Annotated in this window: 12 protein-coding genes; 7 read left to right on the top strand and 5 right to left on the bottom strand. The window is 72.6% G+C overall.

Translation table 11 applies throughout. The features are described 5' to 3' along the window. Positions 1-117 precede the first annotated feature (117 nt). A complete protein-coding gene (locus tag ACIQGQ_RS03375) occupies positions 118-3,081 on the bottom strand; it encodes a BTAD domain-containing putative transcriptional regulator (RefSeq protein ID WP_402389988.1) in 2,964 nt (987 codons plus the stop codon). A 271-nt stretch (positions 3,082-3,352) separates the two neighbouring features. Between ACIQGQ_RS03375 and ACIQGQ_RS03370 the strand changes: the two genes are divergently transcribed. Together ACIQGQ_RS03370 and ACIQGQ_RS03365 are read left to right on the top strand one after the other, a co-directional pair. Then, entirely contained in the window at positions 3,353-4,585 is a 1,233-nt protein-coding gene (locus ACIQGQ_RS03370; protein WP_402389986.1) for an amidohydrolase family protein, read from the top strand. Positions 4,586-4,858: 273 nt separating this feature from the next. Beyond that, complete coding sequence (locus ACIQGQ_RS03365; protein WP_402389983.1) at positions 4,859-5,725, top strand: hypothetical protein; 867 nt, start codon at positions 4,859-4,861, stop codon at positions 5,723-5,725. Between the two features lie 46 nt (positions 5,726-5,771). Here the strand turns inward: ACIQGQ_RS03365 and ACIQGQ_RS03360 are convergent, their stop codons facing one another. Beyond that, positions 5,772-6,599 (bottom strand): MerR family transcriptional regulator, encoded by an 828-nt coding sequence (locus ACIQGQ_RS03360; RefSeq protein ID WP_402389981.1) that lies wholly within the window; start codon positions 6,597-6,599, stop codon positions 5,772-5,774. 278 nt (positions 6,600-6,877) lie between these two features. Continuing rightward, positions 6,878-7,081, bottom strand: a complete 204-nt coding sequence (locus ACIQGQ_RS03355; RefSeq protein ID WP_003967102.1) for a cold-shock protein — start codon at positions 7,079-7,081, stop codon at positions 6,878-6,880. A gap of 374 nt (positions 7,082-7,455) precedes the next feature. Here ACIQGQ_RS03355 and ACIQGQ_RS03350 point away from each other — a divergent pair, with 374 nt between their 5' ends. The 4 genes from ACIQGQ_RS03350 (at position 7,456) to ACIQGQ_RS03335 (ending at position 12,619) form a co-directional block, all read left to right on the top strand. Then, a complete protein-coding gene (locus tag ACIQGQ_RS03350; protein WP_402389978.1) occupies positions 7,456-8,343 on the top strand; it encodes a menaquinone biosynthetic enzyme MqnA/MqnD family protein in 888 nt (295 codons plus the stop codon). Positions 8,344-8,878: 535 nt separating this feature from the next. Next, a complete protein-coding gene (locus tag ACIQGQ_RS03345; RefSeq protein WP_402389976.1) occupies positions 8,879-10,699 on the top strand; it encodes a serine/threonine-protein kinase in 1,821 nt (606 codons plus the stop codon). A gap of 71 nt (positions 10,700-10,770) precedes the next feature. Beyond that, the gene (gene mqnC / locus ACIQGQ_RS03340) at positions 10,771-11,970 is read left to right on the top strand and encodes a cyclic dehypoxanthinyl futalosine synthase (RefSeq protein WP_352275985.1); all 1,200 of its coding nucleotides are present in this window, start codon (positions 10,771-10,773) and stop codon (positions 11,968-11,970) included. Positions 11,971-11,980: 10 nt separating this feature from the next. Then, on the top strand, positions 11,981-12,619 hold the full coding sequence (locus ACIQGQ_RS03335) for an imidazolonepropionase-like domain-containing protein (RefSeq protein WP_402389973.1): 639 nt from the start codon (positions 11,981-11,983) through the stop codon (positions 12,617-12,619). Positions 12,620-12,637: 18 nt separating this feature from the next. Here ACIQGQ_RS03335 and ACIQGQ_RS03330 read toward each other — a convergent pair whose 3' ends face one another. Continuing rightward, positions 12,638-13,387, bottom strand: a complete 750-nt coding sequence (locus ACIQGQ_RS03330; RefSeq protein WP_402389970.1) for a DUF3152 domain-containing protein — start codon at positions 13,385-13,387, stop codon at positions 12,638-12,640. A gap of 150 nt (positions 13,388-13,537) precedes the next feature. Between ACIQGQ_RS03330 and ACIQGQ_RS03325 the strand changes: the two genes are divergently transcribed. Next, positions 13,538-14,230, top strand: a complete 693-nt coding sequence (locus ACIQGQ_RS03325) for a demethylmenaquinone methyltransferase (RefSeq protein ID WP_402389968.1) — start codon at positions 13,538-13,540, stop codon at positions 14,228-14,230. A 144-nt stretch (positions 14,231-14,374) separates the two neighbouring features. Here the strand turns inward: ACIQGQ_RS03325 and ACIQGQ_RS03320 are convergent, their stop codons facing one another. Beyond that, on the bottom strand, positions 14,375-14,914 hold the full coding sequence (locus ACIQGQ_RS03320) for a GNAT family N-acetyltransferase (RefSeq protein ID WP_402389966.1): 540 nt from the start codon (positions 14,912-14,914) through the stop codon (positions 14,375-14,377). Positions 14,915-14,960: the final 46 nt, after the last annotated feature.

Here is a 14,960-nt window from a genome sequence, read left to right as displayed (position 1 = left end):
CTGTTCAGAGCCGTTCACCTTAGTGCGCGGTCCCCCTGTCGATCCGTCTGCCCCCCGACGCGACGCATCGACAGGTACGAGGGTGCCCCTGGGAGATAAACGAATGATGAACGCCCGTCAGGGGGTCCTGGAGCCCGCCGAGGAGGACAGCAGCCGACGGGCGACGTCGGCCTCGGGCGCCCGCAGGTGGTCGAAGACGGACAGCGCCTCACGCCAGCAGGCCCGCGCCCGGCCCTCCTGCCCTATGCCCTGAAGGGCTTTCCCGAGCGTCGTCAGCACATTGGCGCGACGCCATTCTCCCCCCACGTGCAGCAGAACCGTCAGGGCTTGCTCGGCGAGCCCCGCAGATTGTGCGGAACGTCCGGCGTCGAGATGGATCTCGGCCAGCCGGAAGAGGGTCATCCCCTCCCAGAGCTTCTGACGGCTGTCCCGGAAGACGGACAGCGCTTCGACCAGCCTCTCCTGTGCCTCGTCCGACCGGCCCGCGCGTGCCAGGGCGATCCCCAGGGCGTAACGGCCGTTGGCCAGACGGAGGGTGAGACCCATGCGGTTGTAGAGGGCCACCCCTTCGCTGGCCAGTTCCACCGCGCTCGTGGTCTGCCCGACGGCGAGCAGGATCCGGGACAGGTTGCACAGGGCGCTCGCCTCGCCGGGCTGGTTCGCGTCGGCCCGGAACGCGGCGACGGTCTGCCGGAGCAGGGCCTCCGCCTCGTCGAACCGGTTCCGGTATCCGGCGATGATCCCGAGTTCGTTGAGGGCGTTGCAGCGGGTCCACACGTCGTCCGTCGAAGGTGCCAGGTCCATGGCCCGGCGGGCTTCCTTCTCGGCCTCGTCGAAACGGCCGGCGGTGCTGTGCACCTGCGCGAGAGTCGTCCGCGCACGGGCCTCCGAGCGCGGATCGTTCGCCACCACCGCGGCATCGGTCACCGCGGTGGCGGCGGACTCGAACTGGCGTGAGTTGGCGCCGGACTCGGCGAGGTCCTTGCAGGCCAGAAGGAGGTCCACGCTCCGTCGTATGGTCTGCGGGGTCACCGACTGCTGGGCACAGGACAACAGGGAACTGGCCTCGGAGTAGAGCCAGTCCAGTGCCTTGCCGTGGTCGGCGAACGACAGGCCCCGGGACTCCGTGCGTTCCAGATGGGCGACGGTACGGTCCCCCGGCCGCTCCAGCGCGTACACGCCCGCCGCCGTCGCCAGGTAGAAGTCCAGCAGCCGGGAGAGCGCCGACTCGCGCTCGTCCGGGCCCTGTTCGTCCCGTTCCGCGCAGGAGCGCGCGTAGAGGCGCACCAGGTCGTGGTAGCGGTACCGGCCGGGCGCCGCGGACTCCAGGAGGCTGGTGTCGACCAGGGCCTCCAGGAGGTCCTCCGCCGTGTGGGCCTCCAGGTCGAGCAGGGCGGCCGCGGCGGCCAGTGAGATGTCCGGGCCGTCCGCCAGGCCCAGGAGCCGGAAGGCGCGGGCCTGGGCGGGCTCCAGCTGGCCGTAGCCCAGCTCGAAGGTGGCCTTCACCGCGAGGTCGCCCGCCTGGAGTTCGTCCAGGCGGCGCCGCTCGTCCGCGAGCTTGGCGGCCAGCACGGAGACCGTCCAGGTGCGTCGGGCGGCCAGCCGGGAGGCGGCGATCCGGATGGCCAGCGGGAGGAAACCGCAGGCGGCGACCACGTCGAGGGCGGCGTCGCGCTCCGAGGTGATGCGCTCCTCGCCCACGATCCGGGTGAAGAGCTGGAGCGCCTCCTCCGGCGACATCACGTCCAGGTCGACCAGATGCGAACCGGCCAGGTCGACCATCCGTACCCGGCTGGTGATCAGCGCCGCGCACCCCGCGGTGCCCGGCAGCAGCGGGCGGACCTGGGCCGCGTCGTGGGCGTTGTCGAGGAGGATCAGGACGCGGCGGCCGTCGAGCGTGGAGCGGTACAGCGCGGCGCGCTCGTCCAGGGAGTCGGGGATCGCCGAGTCCGCGGTGCCCAGGGCGCGCAGGAACGCGCCGAGCACGGTCTCCGGCTCGGCGGCCCGCGCCCCGGCGCCCTGGAGGTCCACGTACAGCTGGCCGTCCGGGAAGTGCTGGCGGGCCTGGTGGGCGACGTGCACGGCGAGGGTCGTCTTGCCGACGCCGCCGATGCCGGCCAGCGCCGAGACGGCCATCACGGAGCCCTCGGCGGTCGCCAGCCGGTCGCCCAGCTCGCGGACGAACGAGGCGCGGCCGGTGAAGTCCGGCACGGTGGCCGGGAGCTGGGCGGGCCGTACCGGCGCGCTCGCCGGGGCCGGTGCGGCGGCGGAGCGGGCCAGCTCCTCGTCGGCGCGCAGGATGCGCTGCTGGAGCTGGGCCAGCTCGGGGCGCGGGTCCACGCCCAGTTCCTCGGAGAGCAGCCGCCGGGTGTCGGCGTAGACGGCCAGCGCCTCGGCCTGCCGGCCGCTGCGGTACAGGGCGATCATCAGGAGCTCGCGCAGCCGCTCCCGCAGCGGGTGCGCGGCCGTCAGCGCGGTCAGCTCGGAGACCGCCTCCGCGTGGTGGCCGACCTCCAGGTCCAGGTCCAGCCGGGTCTCGGTGAGCTGGAGCCGCCACTCCTCCAGCCGGGTGCGCTGGTTCTCCGCGTACGGGCCGGGCACGGAGGCCAGGGCCTCGCCGTCCCACAGCCCGAGCGCCTCGTCGAGCAGGACCCTGGCCCGGCCGAGGTCCCCGTTCGCGCGGGCCTTCTCCGCCTCGGCCGCCAGGTCGCGCACGACGTCGACGTCGAGACCGTCCCGGCCGGCCCGGATCGCGTACCCGCCGGCGTCGCTGACCAGCGTCTGCGGGTCGAGGACCTTGCGGAGCCGGGAGGCGTACGTCCGTATCGCGGCGAGCGCCTGCGAGGGCGGCTCCTCGCCCCAGATCGCGTCGATCAGCTCGGCGGCGGTGGCCGTGCGTCCACCGCGCAGCAGCAGCGCCGCCAGCAGGGCCCGCTGCTGCGGTGAGCCCGAGGACAGGGCCTCGCCGCCGCGCCAGGCCCGTACCGGACCGAGCACGGCGAACCGCAGATCGGCGCCGTGCACCTGCCGCTGTTGCGGAACACGTGGTTCCGGAACGCGTGGTTCGTTGTCACGGTCCATTGCCGCCCCCTGCCCTGCTCGCCCCGCCGGTGCTGCCCTGCGCGCTGACGCGGTCCGCCTGGATGTGCCCGCCCGTGCGCCGGTCGGGGGCGGGTGGATCCGGATTGGTCGGTACCGCTGGTATCGCGCTCAACAGTCTGCCTTGTCCGGGGCGGGCGCGTCAGCAGTGGGTGGCTCTCTGCACAAGCCCTGCAAGCCCTCGACGCCGTTTCCGGACGGGGTCCGGTCCAGGGAGCTGACGGTTCGTCAGATCAGCGCTACCGTGGAAGGCATGGAGACCTTCCCGAAGATCATCTCGGTGGACGACCACACGGTGGAGCCCGCTCATGTCTGGCGGGACCGGCTCCCGTCCAAGTACCTCGACCGCGGTCCGCGGATCGTTCGTGCCCCGCTGAAGGAAATGACCTTCATGGGCGGAAAGTTCGCGCCCGTGATGGGGGAGAAGGGCGACGACGGGCCGGTCGGCGACTGGTGGGTGTACGAGGACCTGCACCGCCCGCTGACCCGCCTCGACACCGCGGTCGGCTACGACCGGGACGAGATCAAGCTGGAGATCATCACCTACGAGCAGATGCGTCCCGGTTCGTTCTCGGTGCCGGAGCGGCTCGCCGACATGGACGTCAACCACGTCCAGTCCGCGCTCTGCTTCCCCACCTTCCCGCGCTTCTGCGGCCAGACCTTCACCGAAGCGAACGACCGTGAACTGGGGCTGCTCGGGGTGCGCGCGTACAACGACTGGATGGTCGAGGAGTGGTGCGGACCCGAGGCGCGGGGCCGCCTCGTCCCGCTCACCCTGATCCCGCTCTGGGACGCGGAACTGGCCGCCGCGGAGGTCCGGCGCAACGCGGCACGGGGGGTACGCGCCGTGGCGTTCTCGGAGATACCCCCGCATCTGGGGCTCCCGTCGATTCACACGGACGAGTGGGATCCCTTCCTGCGGGCCTGTGACGAGACGGGGACGGTGATCGCGATGCACATCGGCTCGTCCTCGAAGATGCCGTCCACCTCGGCCGACGCCCCGCCCGCGGTCGGTTCCACGATCACCTTCGCCAACTGCTGCTTCTCCATGGTCGACTGGCTGATGAGCGGCAAGTTCGAACGGTTCCCCAACCTCCGGATCATGTACGCGGAGGGGCAGATCGGCTGGATCCCGTACATCCTGGAACGCGCCGACGTGGTCTGGGAGGAGAACCGGGGCTGGGGCGGCGTCGCCGACAAGGTGCACCGTCCGCCGTCGGAGCTGTTCGCCGACCATGTCTACGGGTGTTTCTTCGACGACGCCTTCGGGCTGCGGAACCTGGACGCGATCGGCGTCGGCAACGTCCTGTACGAGACGGACTACCCGCACTCCGACTCCACCTGGCCCAAGTCCCGCGAGGTCGGCGAGGCGCAGATGGGACATCTGGACGCTGACGTGGTCGACCGGATCGTCCGGAGGAACGCGATCGACCTGCTGGGACTCACGGACGACGGCCTGTGGCCGGGCCCCGGCGGCGGGCGGTAGCGGGGTAGGTGTGGAGGGTGGAAAGAAGATGTGACACTCCGCCCGGGAAGTGTCACATCTTTCTTTCCGGTACCTCCTCCCGGCCGCCCGCCGGGAGCCCGGTGAGGCACCCACCGTCAACTCTTCCGACGGGGTCATCGGTTCGGGTGAATTCCGCCCGTCGCCGCCGACGCCGATGTCCGAACGGGCGACCGGGCCCCACCCCCTCGGCGGCGCCCTGGACCCGGTTCCGGGACGGCCCGACGCCGCGTCGGCTCTGACAGGATCCCGGGCATGCCCCACCACCAGACCCCGACAGCCGGCCCCGACGACGCTCCGTGGAGCGCCCTGTACGAGCAGGCCGCCGACCGGTACGGCGACCTCGTCCCGGAGGTGCGCGCCGCGGTCGAGCACGGTGTGCACGACCCCGAAGGAACGACGGAGCTGGCCTGTGCGGCGGCGGAGACCGCCGGGGCCGTGGCCCGGACCCTGTCGGACCCCTGGTCCCTCTACACCACGCGGGACGCCGCGACGGTCGCCTCGGCACTCCTCGTCCAGCTCCGGCACGGCGCCGACGCGCTCCGGGAACTCGCGCTGGCGACCGGCCGGATCGCCGGGCGCGGCGAGGCCGGACCGTCGGCGGACCTGGATGACGCCCTGGAGGCGATGCGCTCGGTGTCCGAGGCGGTCCACGCACAGATCGCCCGGCACGCCTCCACCACGGTGCGTGCCCTGCACGCCGCTCCCTGCTCGGCCCCGGTGCCCGCCGACGTCCACCGGACCGTGGTGGCCGTGGCGGCCCTGCTCGGCGGACGGCACGACGGGACCGTGACGCTGAACACCCGCCACGAGGACGGCGCGTACGACCCGGACGACGACGAGGGGTTCGGGTGCGGCTGCGACATCACGATCGTCGCCGACCACGACGAGTACACCTTCCACCGCGGCGACTCGGAATGGTCGGTCGTCAGGGAGTCGGACGGCCTGGCAGGCCCGGGAGGATCCGTCCACTACTCCACCTGGATCAGCCTGAGCACGCCCCTGGGGACCGCCCACCCGCAGCAGCTCGCCGACGAGATCCTGGGCATCGTCGCGCACGACCGGGACGAGGCCCGGAACACCGGTGGCACACCGGTTCCCGCCCCGGCCGGCACCCTCTAGAGAGGTACGTGGCGGAGGCGGGAGCAGCCCCGCCCCGCCCTCCGCGTCACGCCCCGGTGATCGGCTCCTGGAGCTCCGTCACCCACTGGCTCCTGTCCTCGGGGCACTCCAGGCTGACCTCCCGGGTGTACCCCAGGGACCGGTGACCGTTCGCGTCGATCCAGTGGGCCAGGGCCTGGGAGGTCGGCAGCACGCCGTCCATCGAGCCGTGGTGGACGATGGTCGCCGCCTCGAACGCGGGCAGCTCGACCACCGTGATCCCGGTGTCGCCCACCGGGCCCACCGGTGCGGACACCGTGACCCCCGCGTGGACGACGACCGCGCCGCCACCCTCCGGGGCGTCCTCGTAGTACGCGATCCCCGGTCCGCCCGGGCGGACGCCGGTGCCGCCGAGCAGGGGGAACAGCCGCTCGTACAGCGGCCCGATCACGGGCGTGATGTGTTCCGGCCCGTAGCTCGCCGCGATGCCGGACAGCTCGGCGACCCGTACCGCCGGGACCTGCTTGACGACGACGTCGTTCGTGGACATGCGTCCCTCGCTCTCGATCGACCGGAGCCTCGCCTCGACCTGCGCCAGCCGGGCGGCCGCCGCCCGCATGGCCTCCTCCAGCTCGGCCCGGCGCAGCCGCAGCATTCCGCGCAGCTCCTCCGGCCCCACCTGCTCGTCGAGGATGGCCTGCACCTGCTGAAGCGTGAAGCCGAGATCCTTGAGAGCGATGACGCGGTTGAGGCGCGAGAGCTGGGCGGCTCCGTAGAAGCGGTAGCCGGTGGCGGGGTCGGTGCGGTCGGGGTGCAGCAGCCCGATGGCGTCGTAATGACGCAGCATCCGGGCCGATACCCGCCCGTACCTGGCGAAGTCTCCGATGGTGAACATGACGTCTCCGAGTCCACCGGTTCACACGGTGTCAAGGTCAAGCGCCGCCCTCGCACGGCCCGGCGGCGGAAGAAGGGAACGCGGTGGAAAGGGGGCGGAGAAAGCCGTACGGAACACCGGCCGGCCGACGCGTGAACGGCGCGGGAAAAGCGGCGGGAAGGCGGGGGAGCGGGTGGTGGAACAAGGGGTGAAAAGGCAGGAGCCCCGTTCCCCGCCGAAGCGGAGGAGCGGGGCTCCTTGGGTACTACTAGCCGGCCGCGATCGGCCGACCCGGGCAACTAGGCCGGGGTGACGTTCTCAGCCTGCGGACCCTTGGGTCCCTGAGTGACGTCGAAGTTCACGACCTGGTTCTCCTCGAGGGAGCGGAACCCGGACGCGTTGATCGCGGAGTAGTGGACGAAGACATCCGGGCCGCCGCCGTCCTGGGCGATGAAGCCGAAGCCCTTTTCAGCGTTGAACCACTTGACGGTTCCGGTAGCCATAAGCCCTCCTTGGGCCAAAGGGTTGCCCTGCTCCAGAACCTGCATAGAAGTCTGAAAACTACAAAAGCCTGCGGGTTACATGCTCCGCAGGCTCTGTACTGCAAGGGAAACCAAACTGCAACTTGCGTCGAGCCTAGCACGCAGCGTGTATCGAACGGTAGAGGGAAAGATCACTTCACCCGGATGTTTGATTGGCCCCTCCGCGCGCCCTTGAAGTGGGCGTACGGGAGGGTGTCGCACGGGTGACTTCGCGGCGTACGAAGTGCCCCTTCCGGGCGGCTTCCGGCCGACTCCGGAACGTCCTCGGGGTGGCGCGGGGCGCGTCCCGAGCCCCCGGTGCCGTCGGTTTCGTGCCACAGGTCTAGCCTCGCGATGTGGACAATTCAACCGTCTCAACCGTCTCGGCCGTCGCAGGCGACGACCGCCGCAGCCGGCCGCGCGTCGGCCACATCCAGTTCCTGAACTGCCTTCCCCTCTACTGGGGCCTGGCACGGACCGGGACCCTGCTCGACCTGGAGCTGTCGAAGGACACCCCGGAGAAGCTCAGCGAGCAGCTGATCAAGGGCGATCTGGACATCGGCCCCGTCACGCTGGTCGAGTTCCTGCGCAACGCCGACGACCTGGTCGCCTTCCCCGACATCGCGGTGGGCTGCGACGGGCCCGTCATGTCGTGCGTGATCGTGTCGCAGGTGCCGCTGGACCGGCTCGACCGGGCCCGGGTGGCGCTCGGCTCGACCTCGCGGACCTCCGTGCGCCTGGCCCAGCTGCTGCTGGCCGAGCGGTACGGGGTCACCCCCGACTACTACACCTGCCCGCCGGACCTCGGCCTGATGATGCAGGAGGCGGACGCCGCGGTGCTCATCGGCGACGCCGCGCTGCGCGCCAATCTGCACGACGCGCCCCGGCTCGGCCTCCAGGTCCACGACCTGGGCCGGATGTGGAAGGACTGGACGGGACTGCCGTTCGTCTTCGCGGTCTGGGCGGCCCGCAAGGACTTCCTGGCGCGCGAGCCCGAGCAGGCCGCCAAGGTGCACGAGGCGTTCCTGGCCTCGCGGGACCTCTCGCTGGAGGAGGTCACCAAGGTCGCGGAGCAGGCGGCGCGCTGGGAGGCGTTCGACTCCGAGGTGCTGGAGCGGTACTTCACCACCCTGGACTTCCGCTTCGGCCCGGACCAGCTGGCGGGCGTGCGGGAGTTCGCCCGCCGGGTCGGCCCCACGACCGGCTTCCCGGCCGATGTGAACGTGGAGCTGCTCGGCGGCTGACCCGGCGGAGCGCGCGCCACGAGCCGTGAGCCATGGGCCCCTGTCCGGGCCGGACCGAAACGGGTCCGGCCCGGACAGGGGCCCGAGGTGTGTCTCCGGGCGGGGCCCGAGGCGTGCCCCAAAGGCGGGGGATGGGTGAATTCCGAACTTTCCCGGCCGCTTATCCCGCGCCGTCCTTCCGGTGTTCTCCCGGGCGTTCTTCCGGGTGTTCTCCCCGGCGTTCCTTCTGTCGCCCGCCCGGTCGTCCGGTGTTCCTTCCGTCGTGCCCCGCGCTCTGCGGTGTTCCTTCCGCCGGTCCGCCTGGATTCGGACGAATAAGCGATGAATAACCGATTCCCGGACAGGTCTGGGCCAGGTCGGGGCCCTGGCGTGGAATCGCTCGGGTGAACGACTCATTCGCGCCTTTTGTTGTGCCGAAAGTTGTTCTTCGTTCCCTTGGGGGCGAAATAGGCGGATGGTTTCCCCTGGGACCCGATGACCTTCGCCCCCTAGGCTTCGGTCGGAGGTCGGGCCGGTACAGCAGGGGAGTCCACATATGCAGCCGCTGGAAGCCGGCGAACCGCTGACCGTCGGTGCCTACCGACTGCTCGGCAGACTCGGTGCGGGCGGCATGGGACGGGTCTATCTGGGGCGCAGCGCGGGCGGACGCACCGTCGCGGTCAAGGTCGTGCACCCGCATTTCGCACTCGACGAGCAGTTCCGCGCCCGGTTCCGGCGCGAGGTGGACGCGGCGCGGCGGATCGGCGCGCAGTGGACGGCCCCCGTGCTGGACGCGGACCCGGACGCGCCCATTCCGTGGGTCGCCACCGGCTATGTGGCGGGTCCGCCGCTCTCCGACGCGATCCAGGAGCACGGGCCGCTGCCCGAGAGCGCGGTACGGACCCTGGGGGCGGGGCTCGGCGAGGCGCTGGCCGCCGTCCACGAGCAGGGCGTCATCCACCGCGACGTGAAGCCGTCCAACGTACTGCTGGCCCTGGACGGCCCCCGGCTGATCGACTTCGGGATCGCCCGCGCGCTCGGTGCCACCGCCTCGCTCACCTCGACCGGGGTCTCGGTCGGCTCGCCCGGCTACATGGCCCCGGAACAGATCCGGGGCACCGACATCTCGGGCGCGGCCGACGTCTTCTCGCTCGGCGCGGTACTCGCGTACGCGGCGACCGGCAGCGCCCCCTTCCTCGGCGACTCCTCGGCGGTGCTCCTCTACAAGGTGGTGCACGAGGAGCCGGAGCTGGGGGAGCTGACCGGGGATCTGCTGGAGGTCGTCGCCGGGTGCCTGGAGAAGGAGCCCGGGGACCGGCCCACGCCCCGGGAGCTGGCCCGGCGGCTGGCGCCGGACGGGGCCGCCGCGCTGGTGACGGCCGGCTGGCTGCCCGGCCCGGTGGAGCGCGAGGTCAGCCGGACCGCGGTGGCGCTGCTGGACCTGGAGCCGCAGGACACGCCGGTGCAGTCGGGGCCGGTGCCGTTCAGCGGCGCGGCCTGGGGGCCGGGCACCACGCAGAGCGACGGGGGCGGCGCGACCGGGACCAGCGGCGTGGGCGGCGGGTTCGGCTCGCCGGCCAGGCCGTTCCCCACCCACGACCCGACCCGGCTGACCCACCCGGGCGTACTGCCCTCGTGGCCGGCGGACCCCGGCACGGGCGGCGGGCCGGGTGGGACGGCGAGCGGTTACGGCACGTCGGGGAGTCTCCGCGCGGCGCCGCGCGGCGGTGCGTCCGGGCTGCCCGGACCGCGCGGGCGCGAGGCCCACGGCGCTCTCACCGTCGGGGTGGGCCGGGACCGGGACGGGGACGGGGGCCCGGGCCGACGCCGGAGGGTGAGCTGCACCGTCGCCCTCGCGGTGGCGGGCGCGCTCGCGGCGGTGACCGTGGGCGGCGCGTTCCTCCTCGACCTGTTCCCGGGCGGCAGCACCCACTCCGACGCCGGGCACGGCGGGGAGGCCGCCACCCCGCCCGCCGCGACCGCGGGCCCGGAGGAGGTCGGCGAGCTGCCGAAGGAGTTCGTCGGCACCTGGAAGGGGCCGGTCACCGAGAAGACCACCGGCCAGGCGCACGGCATGCTCACCGCCGTCTTCACCGCGGGGAAGCGGGGCGAGGACGTGGTCCGCATGACCACCGAGATCAGCAGCCTCGGCCTCACGGTCCGCTGCAACAGCGTCGCCAGCCTCACCTCCGGCACCGCGCAGGAGCTGAAGCTCCGCGAGCGCGTCGACCCGGACCGGCCCAGCACCCCGGGCCTGTGCACCTCCACCACCACCGACGTGCACTTCACCCGGGCCGCCGACGGCACCCTGCGCTTCCGGTCCGAGGAACGCGACGCCGGACTCCCGTACGCCACGCTCAGCAGGTCCGACGACTGAGCCCGAAGACGGCTGGCGTACGCTGAGCCGGTCCGTGGATCCGCTCAAAAACCGCCGAAAGGTGACGCCCGGTGACCGAGAAGGCCGACCTCCAGCCCATCCTCGACCGAGCCGCCGAGGGCGGCCGGATCACTCCCGAGGAGGCGCTCGACCTCTACCGCTCGGCGCCGCTGCACGCGCTGGGCGCGGCCGCCGACGCCGTGCGCCGCCGCCGTTACGCCGGTACGGAGCACATCGCGACGTACATCATCGAGCGCAACATCAACTACACGAACGTGTGCGTCACGGCCTGCAAGTTCTGCGCCTTCTACGCCGCGCCGAAGGACACCGCCAAGGGCTGGACCCGCGACCTGGACGACATCCTGCGCCGCTGCGCGGAGACCGTCGAGCTGGGCGGCACGCAGATCATGTTCCAGGGCGGCCACCACCCGGACTACGGCGTCGAGTACTACGAGAAGCACTTCTCCGCGATCAAGAAGGCGTTCCCCCAGCTGGTGATCCACTCGCTGGGCGCCTCCGAGGTCGAGCACATGGCCCGGATCTCCAAGGTCTCCGTCGAGGAGGCCGTCCAGCGGATCCACGCCGCCGGTCTCGACTCCTTCGCCGGTGCCGGTGCCGAGCTGCTGCCCGCCCGGCCGCGCACCGCGATCGCCCCGCTGAAGGAGTCCGGCGAGCGCTGGCTGGAGATCATGGAGATCGCCCACCGGCTCGGTGTCGAGTCCACCTCCACCATGCTCATGGGCACCGGCGAGACCAACGCCGAACGCATCGAGCACCTGCGGATGATCCGCGACGTGCAGGACCGCACCGGCGGCTTCCGCGCCTTCATCCCGTACACGTACCAGCCGGAGAACAACAAGCTGAAGGGGCAGACGCAGGCCACGCTCTTCGAGTACCTGCGGATGATCGCCATCGCCCGGATCTTCCTGGACAACGTCGCCCACATCCAGGGCTCCTGGCTGACCACCGGCAAGGAGGTCGGCCAGCTGTCGCTGCACTACGGCGCCGACGACCTCGGCTCGATCATGCTGGAGGAGAACGTCGTTTCCTCCGCCGGGGCCAAGCACCGCTCCAACCGGCTGGAGATCATCGACCTGATCCGCCGGGCGGACCGCGTCCCGGCCCAGCGCGCCACCACGTACGAGCACCTCGTCGTGCACGACGACCCGGCCAACGACCCGGTCGACGACCGGGTGGTCTCGCACATCTCCTCCACCGCGCTGGAGGGCGGCACCGCCCACCCGGAGCTGAAGCTCCTCGACGCCAACTGAGGCGGCGGCCGTGCTGACGGTGCACGCCGCCGACGCGGTGCACGGCGGGCCGGGCGGCGGCGTACCGGCGGACGCGGACGCCGTGGTCGTGGAGGGCTCCGCGGTCCTGGCCGTCGGTGCGTTTCAGGAGCTGACCGCCGCGCACCCGGGGGCCCGGGTCCGGCGGTGGTCCGGGCTGATCACCCCGGGGCTGCTCAACGCGGCCGCCCCGGCACTGCTGGAGGCCGCCTACCACCCCGACCCGCGCGAGGCCGACGAGCTCGGCACCGAACCGGTCACCGGCACCGCCCTCGCCGCGCTCGGGATGGACGACGCCCGCTGGGGCGCCAGCGCCCGGCGTGGCCTGCAACGGATGCTGCGGCACGGCACGACCGCCGTGCGCGGCCCGTTCACGCGCCCCGCCGTGCGCACCGCCGTCGCCCGCTCGGGGCTGCGCGCGTACCCGCCCGGACCGGCCGCCGCACCGGCCCTCCTCGACCCGCTGGCCGCCGGTGCGGAGGACGGGGTCTTCGCGTCGGGCCTCACCGCGGGCGGGCCCGCCGACCTCGCGGTGTTCGGCGTACCCGACCTGGCCGCGCTGTACGCCGGGGGCGCCGGGAGCTGTGTGGCGACGGTGCTCGGCGGACGGCTGGTCTTCCGCCGGGGCTGAACCCCCGGGTGCGTCCGGCTACGGCACGGCGGGGCCGCCCAGGTAGCGGCCGTCGGCGCCGTACGGCCAGGCGTTGGCGACGCACCCCTTCAGCCCGTAGATCTGCTGCATCATCGCGGGGGCGGGACGTCCGGGGCCCGGGCACGTCTCGTGGCCGTGGCCCAGCCAGTGGCCGACCTCGTGGTTGACGATCAGGGCCCGGTACTCGGCGAGCGGCCCGTGGAACTCGGGCGAACCCCGCTGCCAGCGCTTCAGGTTCACCATGACGTCGGTGCCGACCCGGCAGTTGACCTCGCCGTGGGTGTCGAGGCCGCTCTTCCCGCAGACGGCGTCGGTGGTCGCCGGGGTGGCGATACGGATGACGAGCCCGGCCGGGCCCGAGGAGACCCGGTGGAAGCGGTGCTCGCCGTGGTGCGACCAGCCCCGGGGCGCGGCCAGGATCCCGGCGATCTCGGCGGCGGCCCGGTCCGGGTCCACGCCCGAACCGTCCTCCACCTCGACCCGGTACGCCTTGCTCCCGCGCCCGCCGGAGCCGTCCGCGCCGCCCCGGGCGACGGTGAACGTACCGGTGGCCGCCGGGCCCGCGGACGAGGTGGGCGCCCCCGACGCGCCGGAGGCCGCCGCCCGGTCGTCGGCGTCGGTGTTCCACCGGGGCCCCAGCACGACGGCGGCACAGATCACCGCGACCGGCACGGCGGCGCCCAGCAGCCGTCCTCGGCGGCCACCCGGCCCCTGCCCGGCCCCCGTGCGTGCACCTCGTGCGGACATCTGGGCTCCCCCCTGGCTCCCGGCGGCGGTGCGCCCCCTGCCTGTACTGACCGTCGGCGCGGGTGATCGGTTCAGTCCGCCCGGGTACCGGTCCGGGCCCGACCCACCACCGGGGCCGGGCCGCGGGGAGCGGGCTGCTTGAATGGGTGGGTGACCCGAGCTTCCCTGGACAAGCAGCCGCACGAAGTCGCCGAGATGTTCGACGGCGTGGCGGCGAACTACGACCTCACCAACGACGTGCTGTCCCTCGGCCAGGCCAGGCTGTGGCGCAAGGAGGTCGCGAAGGCGGTGCACGCCCGCCCCGCGGAGAAGATCCTCGACCTGGCCGCGGGCACGGCCACCTCCTCGCTGCCCTTCGCCGCGACGGGCGCGTACGTCGTGCCGTGCGACTTCTCCCTCGGCATGCTCCAGGAGGGCAAGAAGCGCAACTCCTGGCTGCCGTTCACCGCGGGCGACGCGACCCGGCTGCCGTTCCGCGACGAGACCTTCGACGCGGTGACGATCTCCTTCGGGCTGCGCAACGTCCAGGACACCGAGGCGGCGCTGCGCGAGCTGTACCGGGTGACCAGGCCGGGCGGACGGGTGGTGATCTGCGAGTTCTCGCAGCCGACCTGGGCGCCGTTCCGCACCGTCTACACCGAGTACCTGATGCGGGCACTGCCGCCGGTCGCGCGCGCCGTGTCGTCCAACCCGGACGCGTACGTGTACCTCGCCGAGTCCATCCGCTCCTGGCCCGACCAGCCGGGGCTCGCGGCCGCGCTCCAGCGGGCCGGCTGGTCGAAGGTCGCCTGGCGCAACCTCACCGGCGGCGTGGTGGCCCTGCACCGGGGCGTACGCCTCTGAGGCAACGGTTCGCCGACAGGCCGGACGCCCCGCGGAACTTCGACATCCCGCTGTCCGCCCGGCCCCTCGACGACACCGACCGAGCAGGGCGTTCACGGCGTCGGCCCGGGCCCCGGAACGAAGGCCGGCCGACACCGTGGACGCCTACGCCTGTGCCCGCGCCTCGTCCGTCAACGTGAGCCGGTAGCAGACCGCTTCCTGGCCCGGCCGCGACGTCGAGAAGGTCTCCGCCCGCTCCATGCCCAGGCGCCGGGCCACCGCGATCGACCGCTCGTTGGCCACGTCGATCACCGCCACCACCCGCTCCACCCCGGCCGCCCGCAGCCGCTCCAGCGTGAGGCGCGCCGCGGCGGTGGCGTACCCCCGGCCCCAGGCGGAGCGGGCCAGCCGCCAGCCGATCTCGATCTCGCCGACCGGACCGAAGTCCCGGGGCCAGGGCTGCGCGCCGGCGAACCCGGCCACCTCCCCGTCCTCGCCCAGGACCGTCCACAGGCAGTAGCCGAGCTCGGCGTCGAACCGGCGCTGCCTGGCGGTCAACTCCTCGTACAGCGAGATCTCCTCCGGCACGCCGCCGAAGAACTTCATCACCTCGGGGTCGTCGAAGGCGCGGTGCCAGGCCAGCGCGTCCTCGTCGGTCGGGACACGCAGTTGCAGGGAGGGAGCACCGGGAAGCACGGTCGACATCGGGGAGCCCTTCGGAAAGTCGATCAGCCAACCCCCCTAGACTGCA

The sequence above is a fragment of the Streptomyces sp. NPDC092952 genome (assembly GCF_044754785.1).
Lineage (GTDB): Bacteria > Actinomycetota > Actinomycetes > Streptomycetales > Streptomycetaceae > Streptomyces.
The sequence above is the reverse complement of the archived record's forward strand: the minus strand, read 5'-3'. Positions and strand labels throughout refer to the sequence as shown.